The sequence below is a fragment of the Acidobacteriota bacterium genome (genome assembly GCA_016716905.1).
In the GTDB taxonomy this organism is placed as follows: domain Bacteria; phylum Acidobacteriota; class Vicinamibacteria; order Vicinamibacterales; family SCN-69-37; genus SYFT01.
Genome location: JADJUS010000022.1, coordinates 871,547 through 892,090, shown reverse-complemented (window position 1 = coordinate 892,090; position 20,544 = coordinate 871,547). Strand labels below are relative to the sequence as shown.

Genomic DNA, 20,544 nt, shown 5'->3' with positions numbered 1-20,544 from the left:
CCTGAGTCCAGGGTCCAGGGTCCAGGGTCCAGGGTCCAGGGTCCAGAGTTCCTGGATCTGCTTCGCAGGTCTTGCTTGGTTTAGTTCATCGGATCCTGTAATCCAAGGAAAGCCCCGGCGCCGCAAGGCGCAGGCTCCACGAACCCTGGACCCTGGACTCTGGACCCTGGACTATTTCTTTACTCTGAACGTCCCGTCTTCCTGTCTCTCGCGGTGCGCTGCGTGGCACTGCTGGCAGAGTGGGGTGACCTTCGCTGTGGACGCCTGCACGTCAGGCCACTGATTCGCCGCCGCCGACTTCTCGATTGCCGCCATCAAGGCCACACCCTCCGTGGCCCAGGCCACCGCGTCGGCCTTGGCGCGTGTCTCAAAGAACTTCTTGGTTTCGCCAAACAACTTTCCGAGCAACGCCGTCTGGGCAGTCACCGCGGCCTTGTCGGAGGCCTCTGACGCACGCCGCAGTTCCGCTGAGGCGGGATTGACCTGCTTCATGACTTTGTCGAACGCCTCTTCTTCGGGCGTCATTGGCGTGGGCAATACTTTCGCCAGATCGACCATGCCCGGATCCACCACCGACGTGGCGAACACCATGACCTGCCCGCGGTATCGCTCGCTGACGTTCGGCGCCAGGTCCAGCTTGTAGGCGCTGGACCGCTTCTGAATCTCTGCCTGGTCGAATCGCATCACCACGCCGACCACGGTCATGTAGGTGCCGGCCTTGGGCTGCGCGTTCAGGGTGGGCGCGACGATGAGCAGGTCGCTCATCGCGGGTTTCTTCGCGTCCTGATCCATCGAGAACGTGGTGGCCGAGAGGTTTTGCTCCACGGTGCCGAAAACCGAGACCGTCTTGCCGAGATACAGGTCGGGATGCAGCAGGAGAGAACTGGCGGCAACCGGCACCAGCGTGGCCGCCGGCGCGGGCGCCTGCTGCGCACGCGTCGCAACTGCGAGCACCAGGGTGCATGCGCACACCATCAAAGCCGTCTGCCTGTAGCGCCCGCTCAATCGTCGTCGCATCGAAACCTCCAGTTGGGACGGCCCATCATAACGCGATGGCGGCCTCCAGGCGCGCCATCGTGGCCTGGTGAACGAGACGGCCCGCCGGCGGGTCATAGACGATCACCGGCATGAGTTGGCCGCGGATTCGCTGGGGATGGCGGCGGGCATACCCCATCAGGGTGTCTGCCAATGCCGCGCGTGACCCGAGCGGGCTGCCCCCACCGGCCGCGCCTGTCAGCAGGTCGTTGAACGACACGGTCCAGGCGTCGCCGCGCAGCATGGCGTCGATCAAGGTGCCCTTCAGGACGTTGTGGGAGAAGTTGAAGAACAGGGAGAGTGGTGAGTACTCGGCCTCGAGCGGGTCGAGCGCGGCAAAGGCCGGACGCAGGCGGTTGGCCAGCGCGCGAAGGCGCTCGCTGAAAGTGCTCGAGTCCAGAAGCGAAGACGTATCGGCCGTGAGGCTGCCAAAGAGCGCCTCTACGACGACCGCCTCGGCAGGGCCACCAGTCCCTCCACCCGCTTGCCGCTCGTACTCCCGAAGGACCAAGTCCGCCGCGTAGTGCAACCAGGGATAGTCGGCGACGTTGTCATCACGCATCGCTTCCGTGCTGCGCGCGTAGGTGGCGTGAAAACCGAATCTGAGGTGCGCACCCATGCTGGCGGCGTGACCCAACGCCACGGCGAGCTGCCGCTCTGTGGATAGATCGTGAACCTGGCGGAGCAGGGATTCGTAGCCGCGTTCGTCTGGCTCGTAGTGCGACGTGGCAATCAGCAGCAGGGTCTCCGGGTCGGCGACGAACGGCTGGCCGCTGCCGCGTGGCCCCTGCAGGTGATTCACGAGCCCGCCGACGCGGCCCAGCGCGTCGTCAGGACTCCCGGTGTCCCACACGCGCAACGCGAGGAGGGACAACAGGTGGAAGAAGTAGTAGTCAACCAGAATCAACAGGGTGGCCGAGTCGGGGCGGCCTTCGCCGCGCACCCGGCGCACGAAGTCCAGCACGTCAACAGGAATGATCTCGGGGTTGACGTGATCGGCGATGCCGTCCCAATCGTGCAGTGCGTGAAACCCCTCGGCTCGGGTGCGCTGGTCGCACGAGATGATCGCGCGCGCCACTGACGCTCGCTGACCGGCGCCGCTCCAGGTGTGGGTGCGCATGGCCAGCCGAAGCTGACCGAGGGCGTCACCCATGGTGGCCGACGAGGAGGCCAGGTGATCGGCGTACTCGCGCCGCATCGCGCCGGCGAGGAGCGCGTCGAGTTGACCCGCGAGTTCATCAAAGATCGAGGCCGACATGGCGTCGCGATTCTACCTTCTCTCTGGTAGCATGCGCGCCATGGTCAAGGATCTTCTCGCGCTCCACGAACGGTATCGGTGCCTTGGGCCGCGGTTTGCGCGGGCGTTCGATTTCGCCCTCGCCACAGACTTCACCGCGATGCCAGACGGGACTTATCCCGTTGGCGGAGATGATGTGCGCGCGCTGGTGCAGCGGTATGTGACCAAGGGGCCGGGCGAAGGCCGGTGGGAGGCGCATCGCACTCATATCGACCTGCAGATGGTTGTGAGCGGAGAAGAGCACATCGGCGTGGCGCCGCTCCACACCCTCGTCGCCGAGCCCTATGACGAGACAAAAGACCTGCTCTGGCTGACCGGCGAAGGCGACGAGGTTACGTTGCGCCCTGGAGACTTCGTGTTGCTGTGGCCCGAAGACGGTCACATGCCCGGCATGGCGATCGGCGACCCTGTGCCCGTACTCAAGGTCGTGTTCAAGATTGCGGTGTCGTAGCAAAACGACCTCTGAGGTCATTACCGCTAAGCGCCCACGGCAATGACCTCAGAGGTCGTTTTGGTTTACCTCAGAGGTCGTTTTGGTCAACAGGACCCTGGACTCAGGACCCTGGACTCAGGACCTTGAGGATCGCCTCGCCATACGCCGCGAGCTTCGCCGGACCAATCCCCGATATTTCACCGAGGTCGGCCAGCGAGCGAGGTCGCTCCTGGGCGATGGCATCAATCGTCTTGTCGTGCAGCACGACATACGCAGGCACCGCGCGAGTGCGCGCCTCATCACGTCGCCACGCCCGGAGGGCGTTCAGCATGGCTTCATCCGGCTCGGCAGGCTCCGCGTCCGGCGCCGAGGCCGTCGCCGCCGTCCCGGTCTTTGGTGACCGACCCGCCTTGGCGGCTTTTTTCTTCTTGCCGCTTCCCGCCGCCTTGACCCGAACGGTCGGCACAAGAAGCGTGATCGTTGTCTGGCGTCCAGCCATCACGTCACGGCCGACGGACGTCAGTCGCAGCGTGCGGTAGATATCCGGCGAACTCGTTAATGCCCCGGCACCAACAAGGGCATCGAGCCACTTCTCGACCAGTTTCGGGTCGTGATTCTTGAGAAGCCCGGTGGTGGAAAGTGAGGCGAGGGCTTCGGGCAGTTCTTCCGTCTCGCCGACGAGCATGGCGGCGATCTTGCGCCGCCCCCAGCGTTCGCCGCTGCGCGCCACGCCCGAGAGGATCTTGCGCACAAACAACAGTTGATCGTCAGTGAGCGCTGCGCGCCGCAGGCAATTGCCGCACGACTGGCAATCCGCGCCCGCCTCGGGGTCGCCAAAGTACCGAAGGATGGTCATGCGCAGGCACCCGGTGCCGTCGGCGTAGGCCACCATGCGTTTGAGCTTCAGGTGTTCGAGGGTGCGACGACGGTCCTGGTCACCCGGATCGGATTCCACGTCGCCGCGTCCTCCGTCCTCGTCGCGTTTGTCGATGAGGAACTCACGCGTCTTCACGTCCACGTAATTCCACAGGAGTGTGGCGACCGCCTGACGCCCGTCACGACCCACGCGGCCCACTTCCTGGTAATAGGCCTCGACAGAGGCGGGCAGTTCCTTGTGAACCACCACTTCGAGGTCGGGGCGGTCGATGCCCATGCCGAATGCGTTGGTGGCGCACACAACCTGCAATGTTCCCGCAGCAAAGGCGTCCTGCACGCGCGTACGTTCGGTGTCGCTCAGCCCCGCGTGATACGCCGCTGCTGCGATGCCCGCATCAACCAGTGTTTCGGATGCGTCTTCAGCGCTTTTGCGCGTGGAGGCGTACACGAGCGACCGGCTCTTGCCAACCAGCTCAGGCAGCAGAGCACGTTTTTCGCGATCGCCGGTGACGGGGCGGACGCGTAGTTCGATGTTCGGCCGATCGAAACCTGACACGAACACCTGTGGTTCGCGCATGCCCAGGAGCGACACGATGTCGTCGCGCACTTCCGGAGTGGCGGTGGCGGTGAAGGCCAGCACCGGCGGCCGTCCGGGCCCATCGTCGCTCCGATGGCAGGCGTCGGCGGCGTCGGCGAGTCGGCGGTAGTCGGGCCGGAAGTCATGGCCCCACTCAGAGACGCAGTGCGCCTCGTCCACCACGAATCGGGACACCGGCCAGTCGCGCAGGGCCGAGATGAAGTAGTCGGACGCAAAACGTTCGGGAGCAACGTAAAGCAGGCGCAACGCGCCGCTGTGGGCCCGCCGGAGGACATCGCGCCGTTCGTCGGCCGTCTGGCCCGAGTGCAGCGCTGCGGCGCCGATGCCCCGTCTCACCAGCTCATCGACCTGGTCTTTCATCAGCGAAATCAGGGGAGAAACGACCAGGGTGAGCCCCGGCAACGCCACCGCCGGGAGCTGAAAGCACAGGGACTTGCCAGAGCCCGTCGGCATGACGGCAAGCACATCAGCCCCGGTCATGGCCGCCTCAACTATGGGGATCTGGGGCGGCCGGAGCGCCGGATGACCGAAATATTGGTGGAGCAGGTCGAGCGGGGAAGAAACGGCGGACATTGGCGGTCTAACGAGTGTGGCAGATCAAGGGCAGTTGTGTGAACAGGTGCGAAGTGGGGTCGTATACCAAAGCACCATGACCAAACCGGCTTCGTTGCGGACCTGGCGATTCTTTGTCGGCGGGCTAGCTGCACTGACTGCCGCACTGGCGTGGCCGTCGCTGCCGCCGCTGGGCGCCCAGCAGGCGCCGCCCACGTGCGCCGTGACCGGCCGGGTGCTGAGTGGCGTCACGCCACTGCCGGGTGTTTCGGTCACCGTGCGGGCCGGCGAACGCCTGGTGGCCGCCACCTCGACGGCGGTTGATGGTTCCTACAAATTGTCGGTTCCCCCTGGGGCCGAGTATCGGATCTCCGTGGAGATGACCGCCTTCGCGCGTGGTGAACAGGTGGTGGCCATGGGCGAGCCGCCGTGCCAATCGAAGACGGATTTTGCGCTGGTGCTCGCGTCGCGAGTGCCGAACGCGGTGGTGGCACCGGCGCCCACGTCGCTTGCGGCGCCCGCGGCGGTGGTCGCTGGGGCTGGCCAGCGCTTTGCCACGTTGAATGTGCAGGCAGACCAGTCGGCTGCGGCCGCCTTGCAGGTGGCGCCGCCCGACCGGCAGTCCGAACAGGCCGCGATGGCTCTGCTGCCTCCAGGGTTTTCCACTGAACTCTCGAATGAGGCGGTTGCCATCAACGGACAGATGGCGAGCATCGATCGCGGCATGATGGGCGACAGGCTGGGCGCGATCACCCGCGGCGAATTTGACCCCGCCACCGGCACGTTTGCGCCTGGTGCGGAGCCGGCGCAAGGGCCGGGGGGCAGAGGCGGCCCCGGTGGGCCCGGCGGGCGCGGCGGCCCTGCTGGACGCGGCGGCGCGGGCGACTTCCAGATCGGTGGCCGTGGCGGCCGCGGGCAGAGCCTGTTCCAGGCGACGGCCAACTACAGCTACAGCGGGTCGGCGCTCGAATCGGCGCCCTACCAGCTGCGGTCGGATACGCCGGCGGTCACAAACCCCTACAGCCGCCAGAACTTTGGCATGACGTTGGGTGGGCCGGTGATCATCCCAGGCATCTATAACGGAACGCGCCGGACGACCTTTACTTTGACCTACGGTGGGAATCGCGGCGCCAACCTCTTCGATCAGTACGCCACCGTGCCGACGCTGGCGCAGCGCGCGGGCGATTTTTCTGCGCTGAGCGGAGCGTTGATCGATCCTTCTACCGGCCAGCCCTTTGCGGGCAATCAGATTCCGCAGGGACAGTTGAACCAGGCGTCGCTCGCGCTGCTGCGATTCATCCCGGTGCCGAACCTGGATGGCACCAGCCGTAACTTCCACTACGTGACCACGCGCGATTCGTCGGCGAACAACGTCACATTGCGCCTCACCCATAACTTCACGCAGGCTGCCGGTCGTGGTGCTGGCGGTGGTCGAGGCGGCGGAGGCGGAGGCGGTCGAGCAGGAGGGCCTGCAGGGCGTGGCAATCAGGGCCTGTCGATCAACATGACGGCGCAGGTGCAGTATCGCGGCAACAGCAGCGAGCAGGCCAATGTGTTGCCCGACCTCGGAGGCACCAGCACGGGCTCGTCCCTCGCGGTGCCTATCACGATCAACATCTCCAAGAACCGCGTCCAGCATGCGATCACGTTGAACTACTCGCGCACCACCTCTTCGACGGCCAACAACTTTGGATTTGTCGAAGACGTCGCCGGCAATGCCGGTATTGTCGGAGTGTCCACCGATCCGATCAGCTGGGGCGTGCCGTCACTCTCGTTCTCCACATTCTCGAGTGTGCGTGACACCACACCGAGCACACGTCGCGACACGCGCTGGTCATTGGGGTACGGGATGACGAAACCATTCCAGCAGCACACATTGCGCATGGGTGGCGACTTCCGGCAGGACCTGGCCAAGAGCCAATCAGATTCAAACGCGCAGGGGGCCTTCACATTCTCCGGCCTGTACTCAAGCGGCTCAGCGCAGGTGAGAGGCGGCGGGTACGATTTCGCCGATTTCCTGCTGGGACTGCCGCAGCAGGCGACCGTCAACTATGGCCTCGGTGAAGTGAGCCTGCGGGGCCGCTCGTTCAGTCTCTATGTGCAGGACGACTGGCGGAAGGCCGCGAACCTGACGCTGAATCTCGGACTGCGGTATGAGCTGATCCTGCCGTTTGTCGAAACCAACGGACGCATGGTGAATCTCGATGCTGCGCCTGGGTTTACGGCTGTGACGCCGGTGATCTCCGGACAGCAGGGAGCGTACTCCGGGTCGTACCCCGACGGATTGATTCGTACCGACGCCAACAACATCGCGCCGCGTGTGGGACTTGCCTGGCGCGTGGCGCAGGGCACCATCGTGCGAGGCGGATACGGCATCAGCTACAACGCCGGGTCGTATTCGTCGATGGCGCGGCAGATGGTCAACCAGCCGCCGTTCGCGACAACCAACACGGCAATCGGTGACCTTGCCAATCCGCTTTCGCTCACCGATCCGCTCGCCACGGCCACACCCGACCAGGTCAACAATGACTACGGTGTGGACCTGAACTATGTGCTCGGCATGGTGCAGACCTACAACGCCGACATCTCCCGAGACCTCACGCAGGTCTGGAACCTGGGCGCGAGTTACACCCACATTCGCGGCTCGGACCTCGACATCGTGCGCGCGCCCAACCGCGGCCCAAGCGGATTGCTGCTTGCGGATGTGCAGCCGTTTGAGTGGCAGAGTTCCGAGGGGTCGTCGCGACTGCACGCCGCTGAGTTCAGATTGACGCGCCGGCCCGTACGCGGCATCGGCGGCGGCGTGTCCTACACCCTCGCCCGCTCAAGAGACAACGCATCGTCGATGGGTGGAGGCGGCACGGTGGTGGCGCAGAACGACCAGGACCTGCAGGCGGAGTGGGGCCTGTCGAGTTTCGACCGACGGCATCAACTGAACGCCAACCTCAATGTGGATTTGCCGTTTGGTGTCGGCCGCCGGTTCTTCACCAATGGCGGGGTCTGGGGCTCCATCCTGGGCGGCTGGCGGTTCACCACAAACTTCACCCTGCAGTCAGGCACGCCGCTCACGGTGAGGGTGACCGGGGCCGCGAGCAGTGTGGCCGGTGGCGCGGGCGGAACGCTGAGGGCGAATTACGACGGGTCGAGCATCCGCATCTCGAATCCGACCATCGACCAGTTCTTCAATACATCGGCGTTTTCGATTCCCGACGCCGGCACCTACGGCAACTCGTCGCGCAACCTGGTGATCGGCCCTGGCAGCCGGCTGCTGAATGCACAACTGTCACGCGATCTCCGCCTGGGAGGCAACCGGGTGATGAGCCTGACGCTGAATGCCAGCAACCTGCTGAACACCGTCAACTACAGCGGCGTGAATACCAGCATCAACTCACCGTCGTTCGGGCAGATTACGTCGGTGCGGCCCATGCGCTCGATGACCTTCAACGCGCGCTTCCGGTTCTAAGCAGGCCGTCATGACCACGACACACGTCAGAATCTCCGCCGCACTCGGGATTGCCGTCGGCTTTGCCGCACTGCTGTCACCCAGCCCTGCGGCGCAACAGCCGCAGGCAAAGCCACCCGTCTTCAGGGCGAACCTCTCCATCGTGTCGGTGGACGTCATCGTGCGCGACCGGGACGGCAAGGTTGTGCGCGGGTTGACGGCTGCGGACTTCGAGTTGATCGAGGACGGCCGGGCGCAGGACGTGCGCACGTTTGCGTTTGAAGAAATCAAGGACGCGCCTTCGACGGTGGTCTCGGTCGATCTGCTGGCGGGTGTCGCCGAAAAGGCGCTGGCGGCCACGGCGAGCGGCGCCCGGCCGGTTGCGGCGGTTGCTGAAGTCACACCGGCACCCGGGCCCATGCGTTCCGAGGACCTCGCGGGCCGCAGGATGGTGATCCTGTTGTTCGACACCAGTTCCATGCAGCCTGAAGACGTGCAGCGCTCTGTCGATTCGGCTCGCAAGTACGTGGCGGAGCAGATGAGCACGTCCGATCTGGTGGCCGTGGCCACGGTCAGCAGCATCCTCACCGTGTTGACCGACTTCACTGCAGACCGCGACAAGGTGTCGGCCGCGCTGAATCAGCTCTCGTATTCAGACGGCACCGAGACACCGCCGCCAACCGCCGCAACAGCCGCGACAGATGAGGCTGCGGCCGCAGCCACCGAAGAGACCGCCGCGGACGCGGAAGCCGCCGAGCTCGAAATGTTCAACAACGATCTGCGGCTGCGCGCGCTGCGGACGCTGGCCGAATCACTGACGCTCATCGAACAGAAAAAAGCCATTGTCTACTTCAGCGCCGGGATGCAGCGGAGCGGTCAGGACAACCAGGTGGAGCTGCGGTCGGCCATCAACGCAGCGGTTCGCGCGAATGTGTCGATCTATCCCATCGATACACGTGGACTGCAGGCGGTGGTGCCGGGCGGAGACGCGCGACAGGCGAGTGGCCGCGGTCAGGCCATGTTCAGCGGCCGCGGGATGTCGCGGCAGTTTTCCCAACTGGCCGCGTCGCAAGACACGTTGGTCTCACTGGCGGCTGATACGGGCGGTCGTGCGTTCACCGATACCAACAACTTCGGCGACGCCTTCGCGCGCGTGCAGCGCGACATGTCCGCCTATTACCTGCTCGGCTATAGCAGCACCAACAAGAATCAAGATGGGCGCTTCCGCCGCATCCAGGTGCGCCTGAAAAAGAACGATACGGGATACCGGCTCGAGTCGCGTGCCGGGTACTACGCCGATCGCGACTTCGCACACACCTCGAAGACCGACCGCGAGGCGCTGCTCGAAGAGCAGTTGTTCGCCGCCGTCTCCGTGACGGACCTGCCCGTGATTGCCAGCGCGATGTACTTCCGGCTCGCCGCCGACAAGTACTACGTGCCGGTGGCCGTGTCTGTCCCAGGGTCGGCCGTGCCGGTGACCGCCGGCCTGAAGGAAATCACGCTTGATGTCCTCGGACAGGTGATGGATGAACGCGGCATGCCGGTGGGCAGGCTGCGTCAGACAATGAAGTTGCCGGCGGGCACTGAGAAGACGTTGGCCGGGAAGCAGATCCTGTATCAGTCGGGCATGACGTTGCCGCCAGGCCGCTTCTCGATCAAAGCCGTGGTACGCGAAAACGCCACCGGCCTCATGGGCACGTTCGAAGCGGCCATCAACGTGCCTGAGCTGGCGCGCCAACCCATGAAGGTCAGCTCGGTGGTTCTGAGCACGCAAGTGCAGGCGAGCACCGCGAAGTCTGACAACCCGCTCATCCGGGACGGCGTGCAGATGATCCCGAATCTGACGCACGTGGTCTCACGCGATCAGAAGATGTTCTTCTATTACGAGGTGTACGAGCCCGGCCTGACGGCTGCGAAACTGCCCGACCTTCGGACGACCATCGCGTTTTACCGCGGGCAGGTCAAAGTCCTCGAGACCCCCGTCGTTGCCAAGGCCACCGTGGACGCCGCGAACCGCCAGGCGACGCTGTTTCAGTTTGAGGTGCCCGCCTCGTCGTTTGAGCCCGGCCTCTATACCTGCCAGGTCAACATCATCGATGAGGTGGCAGGCCGATTCGCGTTTCCACGCGTCGTATTCTACGTACGATGACCCCCGAGAATGGCGGCTGGCTTTCGGCCAATCCCACGCTTTTCCACAAACCGGCCCGGAAGGCGGGCCGGGCGTTTGTGGTGTCGATGCTGCTCCATGGGGCCGGCCTGGCCCTGGTCGTGCTCCTGATGTCCATGGTGCCCGAGCGCGTCTTTGAGCCGGTGCCAGAGCAAAGATACGATCTGGTGTTTGTCCGCACCGTCGGCCCTGGCGGCGGCGGGGGAGGGGGAGGCAACAACCTGCCGGACCCACCCCGAAAACTGGAGATGAAGGCCGAGGCGCCCAAGCCGGCCGTGGTTGAACCCATCAAAGTCGACGTGCCGCCACCGCCTCCAACCCCGGTGGCTCCCGTGCAGACGGCCGCTGCGGTCCAGTTCAATGCGGGCGCCATCAACGGCCTGGCGGATGCGCCTGCGCCCGGAGCCGGCTCCGGCGGCGGAGGCGACAAGGGCGTTGGCACGGGGTCGGGGCCTGGCACCGGACCCGGTGTGGGGCCTGGATTAGGCGGCGGCGTGGGCGACGGGCTGATGGGGCCGGGAAGCGGCGCCGAGCCGCCGACGCTACTGCGCGGGCTGGACCCGAAATACACCACCGAGGCCATGCGGGCGAAACTCCAAGGCGTCGTCGTTCTCGAAGCGCTGGTTTCGGCCAGCGGTGCGGTCAAGGACGTGCGGGTGAAGAAGTCGCTCGACGCCGTCCATGGTCTTGATCAGGAAGCCATCCGTACCGCGCGGCAGTGGCTGTTCCGGCCCGCCAGGTTCCAGGGCAAGCCGGTCGCCTATCTGGTGGAAATCCAGATGACCTTTAATCTGAGATAAACAGCCCGGCCGGCTCGGGAATCCTCGCGGATCAGTTGACGTGCGTGCGCTTGCTGAGATATAGGTAAATAGGACCTGTTTGTCCTATTTACCGGAGGGGCACGTGAACGTCACCTCGTGGGTCGTGGAACAGCCCGGCAGTGCAATGGTCTGGCGATCGCGCGAGGAGCAGCCGGCTCCAGGCGAAGTCCTGATCGAGACGGCCGCGTGCGGTGTGTGCCACACCGACCTCGGCTTCTTCTACGACGGCGTCCCGACGAAACATCCGTTTCCACTCACACTCGGACACGAGATCAGCGGGCGCGTCGTGGAGGCCGGCGCAGGCGCGGAGCCGTGGCTGGGTGCAGCCGTGGTCGTGCCGGCGGTGTTGCCGTGCGGAGAATGTGGCGCGTGTCGAGCGGGGCGTGGGCAGATTTGTCCGGCGCAGATCTTCCCGGGCAATGATGTCCACGGCGGATTCGGCACACACGTGCGCGTACCGGCGCGTGGGCTCTGCCGTGTCCCCGACCTCTTGAACAGCGATCTCAATCCTGGCGGCCTCGACCTGACCGCACTGTCGGTAATCGCCGACGCGGTGTCGACGCCGTATCAAGCCGCGATACGCGCCGACGTGCAGCCGGGAGATTTGGCGGTGTGGGTCGGCGTGGGTGGCGTGGGCGGTTTCGGCGTTCAGATTTGCGCGGCGCTTGGCGCCACCGTCGTGGCCATTGATGTGAACGACGATCGGCTCACCGAACTCTCGGCTCACGGAGCGGCCGTTGGGTTCAACTCCACGCGGATCGAGACCAAAGTCATCCGGAAGGCGATCCGTGCCCTCTGTGAAGAGCGCGGCATTCCATCGTGGCGCATGCGCATCTTCGAGGCATCGGGGCACCCGGCGGGGCAGTCGCTGGCCTTCGGCCTCCTTGGCCACGGCGCCACCCTCAGCGTGGTTGGCTACACGGCGAAGACCGTCGAGATCCGGCTCTCGAACCTGATGGCGTTTGACGCCGTCGTGATGGGGAATTGGGGTTGCCTCCCCGAGCACTATCCGGCCGTGGTCGCGCTGGCGCTCAGCGGCCGCGTGGCCCTGGAGCCCTTCATCACCCGTCGCCCAATGTCCGAGATCAACGAGGTGTTCGACGAGTTGCATCACGGCAAGACGCGCGGCCGCATTGTGCTCATTCCGGAGGCTCACGCATGACGTTCAAGGACCACGACCTCATTCCGCCGGCGGCCGCGCCGGGTCTTCGTTATGAGGAAACCGCACTCACCACGCCGGCCGGCGAAACGGTACCAGGCCTCCATGTGGTGCGCATCACGCTCGACAATCCGTCGCAGCTCAATTCGTACACGACCGAGATGGTCAAGGGCGTCATTCTCGGCATGCGCCGGGCCTCCAATGACCGTGGGGCGGTCGCGGTGGTGTTCACCGGGTCGGGCACCAGGGCCTTCTGTACCGGCGGCAACACCGCCGAGTATGCCGAGTACTACGCGGGGCGTCCCGAGGAGTACCGGCAATACATGCGCCTCTTCAACGACATGGTGAGCGCGATCCTCGCGTGCGACAAACCGGTGATCTGCCGCGTCAACGGCATGCGCATCGCCGGTGGCCAGGAGATTGGCATGGCGTGCGATTTCACCGTGGCCCAGGATCTGGCGGTGTTTGGCCAGGCCGGTCCGCGCCATGGTTCGGCGCCCGACGGCGGCAGCACGGATTTTCTCCCTCTGTTCGTCGGTGCCGAAGCGGCAATGGAAAGTTGCACGCTTTGCGAACACTGGAGCGCCCACAAAGCCGTGCGCCTCGGTCTCATCACCAAAGTGGTGCCGGCGCTTGTCGTCAACGGCGCGTTTGTGTCGAACCCTCTGGTCATCACCGACCGCTGGCTCGACGAGGGACAGATTGTGTACGGCGACATGAAGACGGGCGCCGATCGGGACGCGGGCAAGCAAGTGCTGGCCAGCGGCACCATCGACCTCGCCAGGCTCGACCGCGAGGTCGATCACCTGATCTTCAAGCTGGCGAACACCATGCCCGGCTGCCTTTCGAAGACGATCGAGAGCGTCAGGAAACACAAACTCGAGCATTGGGACCGCAATCGAGAGAGCAATCGCGCGTGGCTGGCGCTCAACATGATGACCGAGGGACGCGCCGGCTTCCGGGCCTTCCACGAAGGCAGCAAGTCATGCCGTGAAGCGGACTTCCTGCTCCTTCGCCGGCGGCTGGCTGAAGGACAGGTGTGGGGCGAGTCCCTGACAGAAGAGATCCTGGCGCAGGCGCACGCGCGATGAAGGGCACACGCATTCGGTCGCTTTCCCGTGGCGACCTTGCGGACGTCGTGCGCATCGACGCCATCCACACGGGCGCCGAACAGCGTCCGTACTGGACGCGGCTGTTCGGCGAGTTCCTTGGTCGCTCACCCGAGCGCACGCGCGTGGCGCTGGCGGCAGAGGTCGACGGCGCGCTGGCGGCGTTCCTGTTCGCCGACGAGCGGGCCTTCGAGTTTGGCTCCGAGCCGTGTGGCTGGATTCTCGAAGTCGGCGTGGAACCCGCCCACGCCCGCCACGGTCTGGCCTCGGCGTTGCTCAACGAAGCCGTGCGGCGTCTGCGCGCGGCCGGTGTCACGACCGTGCGCACCATGGTTCGCCGCAACAACATTCCGGTCCTCACGTTCTTCCGGACCAACGGCTTTGCCGGTGGCCCCTATGTCCAGCTCGAATTGATGGATGGAGGCGAACCCGATGCCTGACCTGGTGACGATTACGCCGCTTGATGAAGGCGCCATCTGGCGTGTGACCTTCGGCGGGGGTAAGGGCAACATCCTCGACCGGCCGACGATGGAGGCTTTGGGAGGGGTGTTTCGGAAGGCGCGGACCTCGGCTCCGCTCAAGGCCATCGTGCTTGAGGGCGAGGGGCGCCACTTCTCGTTCGGAGCCTCGGTGCAAGAGCACTTGCCGGGCCCCGTCGCGGTCATGTTGTCCGACATCCGGCAGCTGGTCACGGACCTGCTCGAGTGCCAGGTGACGGTGCTGGCCGCCGTGCGTGGCCAGTGCCTTGGCGGCGGACTGGAAGTGGTCAGCCTCTGTCACCGCATCTTTGCCGCTCCCGACGCGAAGCTCGGGCAGCCGGAGATTGCCCTGGGTGTCTTCGCGCCCATTGCGTCCATCGCGCTGCCCGCTCGAGTGGGCCGCGCACACGGCGAAGACCTCTGCCTCACCGGCCGCATCGTCTCTGCGCCGGAAGCACTGGTAATGGGACTGGTGGACGAAGTCACTGATGGTGACCCCGCCGAGGCCGCGATGGCGTGGGCCCGCACGCATCTGACGTCGCGATCGGCGTCGAGCCTGCGCCTGGCCGTCAAGGCCGTTCGGGCCGACCTGACTGCGAGGATGCGCACCGAGCTTCCCGCGCTGGAGCACCTGTATCTGGACGAGTTGATGGCCACCCACGATGCCGTTGAAGGCCTGCAGGCGTTTGTTGAAAAGCGGCCGCCAGTCTGGAAGCACCAATGACCGGCATGACCACTCTCCCCGCGTTGAGCAGTCGGGCCGAGGCGCTCTACCGCGACTACAAACTTGGCGCGGTGCGCGACTGGAAAGCACGCACGGGCGGCCTCGCGATCGGGTACATGCCGATCTACATTCCGTGCGAGCTGCTGCACGCGCAGGGCGTGCTTCCGGTTGGCCTGCTGGGTGCGCGCGACGATCTCGAGATCATCAAGGGCGACGCGTATTACCAGTCGTACATCTGCCACATTCCCCGCAGTACGATCGAGTTGGGGCTCAACGGCAGCCTTGATTGCCTCGACGGCGTGATCTTTCCCGCCATCTGCGACGTGATCCGGAATCTGTCCGGCATCTGGCAGAACCTGTTCCCGGACAAACTCGTGCGGTACCTGGACGTGCCGCAGAACTTCTCGCCCAACATCGGCGGCCGGTTTTACCGCGATGAACTCGAGTCGCTCTCGGCCGATCTGACAGCCCGCGGTGCGCGCGCGTACGACCCCGCGTCACTGTCGGCCTCGATCGCGCTCTACAACCGCCTGCGCGCACTCGTGCGCGGCCTCTATGCGCTTCGCCAGGAGGCGCCGTGGAAAGTGCCGACGTCCGAGTTGTACATCATGCTGCGGGCGACCATGGTGCTGCCGGTTGAGGAAGCGATCGACCTGCTTGACGCGTATCGCGCGGGTGTTGACGCGGCCGACGATCGCCAACCCCTGGATCAAGCCAGGGTGCTGCTGACCGGCTCCTTCTGCGAACAACCACCGATTGGGCTGATTCGCACGCTTGAACGATCCGGGTGCTACATCGTTGACGATGACTTCGTGCAGGTGCATCGGTGGATCAAATCCGACATTCCCACTGAAGGCGACCCGCTTGGCAACCTCGTGCAGGCGTTTCTGTCGGACGCCATCGCGAGTCCGACCCGGTACATCGACCAGGGCGTGAAGGGCGCGGAGCTCAACAGCCGGGTGCGAACCAGCGGCGCCGAGGGCGTGCTGTTCTGCGCGCCGAGCTTCTGCGACCCCGCGCTGCTGGACCAGCCGATGATGGTGCGCGCCGTGGAAACCACCAGGGTGCCGTGGACGGCCTTTAAGTACTCCGAGAACACCGGTCAGTTCCAGGTCATCCGCGAGCAGGCGGGCACGTTTGCCGACTCGATCAAGTTATGGAGTGAGGCATGAGCAAAGACCAGAGTCAGCTCCGGCAGAAGGAAATGATCGCGAAGCACTTCGACAGGCTTGCCGCGGCGCCTGACACAGGCGAAAAAACGGCCTACACGTTCGTGCCTGGCAACCTCACCGAGTTGTTGCTCAGCTTCGACTTGTTGCCCGTGCTTCCCGAGATCAACTCGCTGCAGTCGGCCATGCGGGGCAAGACGGCCGAGTACATCGCGGTGGCCGAAAAGCTGGGGCACTCCGAGGATGTGTGCACGTATGTGAAGAGCGACATCGGCATGATGAAGTCCGGCAACATCGGGCCCACGGGCCAGCGTTTGCCCGAGCCTGACGTGTTGCTGCTGTCGTACACCGGCTGTTTCACGTTCCTCAAGTGGTTTGAGTTGCTTCGTGAGGAATACCACTGTCCCGTGGCGATGCTGCACGTGCCGTATCAGCCCGACGGCCGGATCACGCCCTCCATGCGCGACTACGTGGTCAAGCAGCTGAAGGACGAGATCATTCCGACGCTGGAACGCATTTCCGGCCGGGCGTACGACGAGGATCGACTCAAAGCGCACCTGACGCTGGCTGCTCAGGCCGAGGACGATCTGGTGTGGGTGCTGCAGTCCGCGAAACACCGGCCCTCGCCGATTGATGCGTACTTCGGCGCCGTGTACTACGTCGGTCCGATCTTCAGCGCCTTCAGGGGCACACAGGCCGCCGTGGACTATTACCGGGAGTTGCGATCGGAGATCGAGGAACGCATCAAGGCCGGTGAGGGACCGGTCACGCCCGACGGCGACATGGAGCGCGAGCGCTTCCGTGTGGTGGTGGAGGGGCCGCCCAACTGGACGAGCTTCCGCCAGTTCTGGAAGATGTTTTCCGATGAGGGCGCCGTGGCGGTAGCCTCGACGTACACGAAAGTCGGCGGTGTCTACGATACGGGCTTCCGCCACGACCCGTCGCGCCCGCTTGAGACGCTGGCCGAGTACTGCCTGGGCTGCTACACCAATCTTGGCCTGCCCACCCGCATCAAGCTGTTGGCGCAGTACATCAAGGACTACGAGGCCGACGGATTTCTCATCAACTCGGTCAAGAGCTGCAATTCGTTCAGCGCCGGCCAGCTCCACATCATGCGCGAGGTGGAACGCCTGTCGGGGCGGCCCGGCGGGTTCATCGAAAGTGACCTGGTGGATCCGCGCTATTTTTCAGCCGCGAACATCAAGAACCGGCTCGAATCGTACTTCCAGATGTTGGAGCAGAAGCGCCTGCCAACAGGGCTTGAGTCGGGAGGTGCGGCGTGAAGTACACCGTTGGCGTCGATCTCGGGTCTACCACGACCAAGGCCGTGGTGCTCAACGAGAGCGCGGCCGTGCTGGGTCGCGGCATCACGAACAGCCGCAGCAACTATGAGGTGGCGTGCCAGGTGGCGATGGGCGAGGCGCTCATCAACACGCGCTTCTCGTTGCTGCGCGGCGAACTGAAAGGCGCAGGTCTGCCTGACACCGAACTGGACCGCTGGGTGCGGGAACTGGAGCGGCTGTTCAGGGCCGAGCAGTACCGCTCCCAACTGGCCGTGCTGACGCGCGAACTCGATCGGTTTGCCGGGCGCATGCTCATTGGCGGCGGGCCGCTGCGGGCCGCGGTGGGACGGATCACGTCGCAGATGGCGGCAGAGGTGGCCGAGCTCTACGCGGAAGGGACCCGGCGCAAGAGCGACTTCTTCCGCGACCTGGCTGGTGGCCGCTACATGAAGCTGGCCGAGACGGAAAGCCGGGAGCACGGCGTCGGCTACGACCAGGTGGTGGGTCTCTTCGATAAATCGATTCTCGATGTCGAGAACTCGGCCGAAGCGGCCGGGCGGTTTGAAGACCACATGGCCGCGGCGGTGGCCGCCACGGGCGCGGCCGGCGGGGTGCTGGGACAAGCGGTGTCGCGAATCGCCTCGCTCCAGCTCGAGCAGATCGGCTCGGTCGGCACCGGTTACGGACGGCAGCGTCTGCCGTTCCCAGAGGGGCAAATCAAATCCGAGATTTTGTGTCACGGCCTTGGAGCGCATGCGATGTTCCCGCGCACGCGCACCGTGCTCGACATCGGCGGCCAGGACACAAAAGCCATCCAGATCGACGATCAGGGCATCGTGACGTCGTTTCAGATGAACGATCGCTGCGCGGCAGGCTGCGGACGATACCTGGGGTACATCGCGGATGAAATGAACCTGGGCCTGCACGAACTCGGGCCGGTGGCCTGCGAGTCCAGTGCCCCTGTCCGTATCAACTCCACATGCACGGTGTTTGCCGGGGCCGAGTTGCGCGAACGGCTGTCGCTTGGCGAGAAGCGCGAAGACATCCTGGCCGGCCTTCATCGCGCCATCATCCTCCGCGCCATGTCGCTCATCGCCCGGTCGGGTGGCATCAGCAACGAGTTCACGTTTACCGGCGGCGTGGCGAAAAACCCCGCAGCCGTGCGCGCACTTCGCGGCCTCCTGGCCGAGCACTACGGCGATCTGGACATCAACATCTCCGACGACTCGATCTACACCGGCGCCCTCGGTGCGGCCCTGTTTGCCCTGAGGGACGCGAGCCGGGCCGGCGCGGACGCTTCGATCCATTGAGGTCTGTCATATGCCTACAGCTCCTGCAGACACTCTGATGCTCACGGCCGGCGTGGATGTCGGCTCGGCCGTGATCAAGATGGCGCTTCTTGAAACAGGCGCCGAGGGTACAGAGCGCCTCGTGGCCTGCCGCAGTGAACGTATCCGCCGTCGCGACGCTCATGTCGTGGCCGACGGCCTCTTCACCGATGTGCTGAGAGAGAACGGCCTGGATCGGAAGGCGCTCGGCTACGTCGCCACCACCGGCGAAGGAGAGAGCATCCCACTGCGCACGGGGCACTTCTACGGCATGACCACCCACGCGCGTGGAGGGCTGTTCCTCGAGCCGGAAGCCAGGGCCATCATCGATATGGGGGCGCTGCATACTCGCGCAGTGGCCATGGACAGTCGTAGCAAGGTCCTGGGCTACCGGATGACCAGCCAGTGCGCGTCGGGGTCTGGCCAGTTCCTCGAGAACATCGCGCGCTACCTGGGGGTCTCGCTCGAGGAGGTTGGCGCCTTGTCCCTGCAGGCCGACAATCCCGAAGTCTGCTCGTCGATCTGCGCCGTGCTCGCAGAAACCGACGTCATCAACATGGTCTCGCGCGGCATCTCGCTGCCGAACATCCTCAAGGGCATTCACACGTCGATGGCCGGCCGGGCCGTCCGGCTACTGGTCTCGCTCGGCAAACCACCGGTGGTGATCGTCACCGGCGGGCTCGCCAATGACGCCGGCCTGCTGGCCGCGCTGCGCGAAGCGGCCGCCGGCCAGAAGCTGGGTGTGGACATCAGGCAGCATGAACACTCGATGATGGCCGGCGCGATTGGCGCGGCGCTGTGGGGCGCGTTTCGGGCGCGGAAGCTGCAACGGTTGCGCGAGAAGGTGGCGTCGTGAGCCTTGTCGCGATGCTCACCCTGCACGGACGCGTCGCTGTGGTCTCGGGCGGCGCCGGCGCCATCGGCGCCGCCATCTGCCTCCGCCTCCTCGAATGCGGCGCCATCGTCTACTCCCTGGACCAGGCGGGTCGTACTCCGCCCGAAGGGGCGATCCAGATCGCGTGCAACGTGACAGACGAAGCCGCTGTCGCCGCGGCGGTGCTGGAGGTTGACCGGCGGTCGGGCCGTCTCGACATCCTGGTGCACGCGGCGGGAATCACCCGTGACGCGCGCCTGTGGAAGGCCCGAACCGAAGACTGGAATCTGGTGATCGCCACGAATCTCACGTCGGCGTTCCACCTGCTTCACGCATCGGTGCCGGCCATGCGGCGCGTTGGAGCCGGCGCCATTGTCCTGATCTCGTCCATCAATGGCGAACGAGGAAAAGTCGGCCAGTCGTCGTACGCCGCCAGCAAGGCGGGTGTGAACGCGCTGGCTCGCACCGCCGCTCGCGAGCTCGGAGGCTTCGGAATTCGCGTCAACGCGCTCGCACCAGGCTGGATCACGACGCCCATGACCGCCTCGTTGCCCGGAGACATTCGCCAGCGCGCCGTTGATGAATCTGCCCTCGCGCGGCTGGGCGAGCCCGACGATGTGGCGCGGGCCACGGTGTTTTTGGTGTCGGATTTAGCGCGCCATGTCACGGGACAAGTGTTGCGTGTGGATGGTGGGCAGTTGATTGGGTAGCGATATGGACAATGACAACCCGGCCCGTGACCTCGTACTGATCAGGAACCTGCGTCCCGACGATATCGGGCCCATCACGGCCATAGACGAAGCGGCGGCCGGGCGCCGGCGTGACCGGTTTCTGGCCATCAAGATGAAGCAGGCGTTCGCGGACACGGGCATTGCCGTCTCACTTGCCGCCGAACTCGACGACCACGTGGTCGGATTCCTGCTGGCGCGTCTCTATTACGGCGAGTTCGGTGTGGTCGAACCTGCGGCGGTGCTCGATGTTGTCGGCGTCCATCCCGACTATCGCGGCCGTCATGTGGCATCGGCGCTTGTGGACCAACTGCGCACGAATCTGCTTGGTCTCGGGATTCGGACCCTGCAGACCGAAGTCTCCTGGCGCAATCCCGAATTGATCACGTTTTTCCAGCACGAAGGATTCGCCCTGGCGCCCAGGTTATGTCTGGACCTGGACCTGGCACGTACGCGAACCTGAGATATCG

Annotated in this window: 17 protein-coding genes and 1 pseudogene; 15 read left to right on the top strand and 3 right to left on the bottom strand. The window is 65.0% G+C overall.

Annotated features, from left to right (window positions below):
- Positions 1-171 precede the first annotated feature (171 nt).
- Together IPL75_19970 and IPL75_19965 are read right to left on the bottom strand one after the other, a co-directional pair.
- Positions 172-1,017 (bottom strand): hypothetical protein, encoded by an 846-nt coding sequence (locus tag IPL75_19970; GenBank protein MBK9242474.1) that lies wholly within the window; start codon positions 1,015-1,017, stop codon positions 172-174.
- Between the two features lie 25 nt (positions 1,018-1,042).
- A complete protein-coding gene (locus tag IPL75_19965; GenBank protein MBK9242473.1) occupies positions 1,043-2,293 on the bottom strand; it encodes a hypothetical protein in 1,251 nt (416 codons plus the stop codon).
- 40 nt (positions 2,294-2,333) lie between these two features.
- Between IPL75_19965 and IPL75_19960 the strand changes: the two genes are divergently transcribed.
- Positions 2,334-2,783 carry a YhcH/YjgK/YiaL family protein gene (locus IPL75_19960; protein MBK9242472.1) on the top strand — a complete coding sequence of 150 codons (450 nt, stop codon included), beginning with the start codon at positions 2,334-2,336 and terminating at the stop codon, positions 2,781-2,783.
- Positions 2,784-2,886: 103 nt separating this feature from the next.
- On the opposite strand, the gene IPL75_19955 is transcribed toward IPL75_19960, so the two are convergent.
- Complete coding sequence (locus tag IPL75_19955) at positions 2,887-4,812, bottom strand: ATP-dependent DNA helicase RecQ (GenBank protein ID MBK9242471.1); 1,926 nt, start codon at positions 4,810-4,812, stop codon at positions 2,887-2,889.
- A 727-nt stretch (positions 4,813-5,539) separates the two neighbouring features.
- On the opposite strand from IPL75_19955, the pseudogene IPL75_19950 reads away from it, so the two are divergent.
- From IPL75_19950 to IPL75_19885, 14 genes and pseudogenes are all read left to right on the top strand, one after another.
- Positions 5,540-5,834: pseudogene (locus tag IPL75_19950) on the top strand (hypothetical protein).
- Positions 5,831-8,254 (top strand): TonB-dependent receptor, encoded by a 2,424-nt coding sequence (locus tag IPL75_19945; GenBank protein ID MBK9242470.1) that lies wholly within the window; start codon positions 5,831-5,833, stop codon positions 8,252-8,254. The pseudogene IPL75_19950 and the gene IPL75_19945 overlap by 4 nt, the downstream one beginning before the upstream one ends.
- Before the next feature lie 10 nt (positions 8,255-8,264).
- A complete protein-coding gene (locus tag IPL75_19940; protein MBK9242469.1) occupies positions 8,265-10,382 on the top strand; it encodes a VWA domain-containing protein in 2,118 nt (705 codons plus the stop codon).
- Entirely contained in the window at positions 10,379-11,200 is an 822-nt protein-coding gene (locus IPL75_19935) for an energy transducer TonB (protein ID MBK9242468.1), read from the top strand. The genes IPL75_19940 and IPL75_19935 overlap by 4 nt, the downstream gene beginning before the upstream one ends.
- Before the next feature lie 145 nt (positions 11,201-11,345).
- Entirely contained in the window at positions 11,346-12,383 is a 1,038-nt protein-coding gene (gene had, locus IPL75_19930) for a 6-hydroxycyclohex-1-ene-1-carbonyl-CoA dehydrogenase (GenBank protein ID MBK9242467.1), read from the top strand.
- Positions 12,380-13,471, top strand: coding sequence for a 6-oxocyclohex-1-ene-1-carbonyl-CoA hydratase (gene oah / locus IPL75_19925; GenBank protein MBK9242466.1), 1,092 nt, complete (start codon positions 12,380-12,382; stop codon positions 13,469-13,471). The genes had and oah overlap by 4 nt, the downstream gene beginning before the upstream one ends.
- Positions 13,468-13,929 (top strand): GNAT family N-acetyltransferase, encoded by a 462-nt coding sequence (locus tag IPL75_19920; protein ID MBK9242465.1) that lies wholly within the window; start codon positions 13,468-13,470, stop codon positions 13,927-13,929. The genes oah and IPL75_19920 overlap by 4 nt, the downstream gene beginning before the upstream one ends.
- On the top strand, positions 13,922-14,692 hold the full coding sequence (locus tag IPL75_19915; GenBank protein ID MBK9242464.1) for an enoyl-CoA hydratase/isomerase family protein: 771 nt from the start codon (positions 13,922-13,924) through the stop codon (positions 14,690-14,692). The genes IPL75_19920 and IPL75_19915 overlap by 8 nt, the downstream gene beginning before the upstream one ends.
- A gap of 5 nt (positions 14,693-14,697) precedes the next feature.
- On the top strand, positions 14,698-15,864 hold the full coding sequence (gene bcrC / locus IPL75_19910) for a benzoyl-CoA reductase subunit C (GenBank protein MBK9242463.1): 1,167 nt from the start codon (positions 14,698-14,700) through the stop codon (positions 15,862-15,864).
- Entirely contained in the window at positions 15,861-17,144 is a 1,284-nt protein-coding gene (gene bcrB / locus IPL75_19905) for a benzoyl-CoA reductase subunit B (protein MBK9242462.1), read from the top strand. Before bcrC ends, bcrB begins: the two co-directional genes overlap by 4 nt.
- Positions 17,141-18,454: a benzoyl-CoA reductase subunit A gene (locus IPL75_19900; protein MBK9242461.1), complete on the top strand. Its 1,314-nt coding sequence runs from the start codon at positions 17,141-17,143 to the stop codon at positions 18,452-18,454. The genes bcrB and IPL75_19900 overlap by 4 nt, the downstream gene beginning before the upstream one ends.
- Positions 18,455-18,488: 34 nt before the next feature.
- Positions 18,489-19,328, top strand: coding sequence for a benzoyl-CoA reductase subunit D (gene bcrD / locus IPL75_19895; GenBank protein ID MBK9242460.1), 840 nt, complete (start codon positions 18,489-18,491; stop codon positions 19,326-19,328).
- An 11-nt stretch (positions 19,329-19,339) separates the two neighbouring features.
- On the top strand, positions 19,340-20,056 hold the full coding sequence (locus IPL75_19890) for an SDR family oxidoreductase (protein ID MBK9242459.1): 717 nt from the start codon (positions 19,340-19,342) through the stop codon (positions 20,054-20,056).
- A gap of 4 nt (positions 20,057-20,060) precedes the next feature.
- Entirely contained in the window at positions 20,061-20,537 is a 477-nt protein-coding gene (locus IPL75_19885) for a GNAT family N-acetyltransferase (GenBank protein ID MBK9242458.1), read from the top strand.
- Positions 20,538-20,544 lie beyond the last annotated feature (7 nt).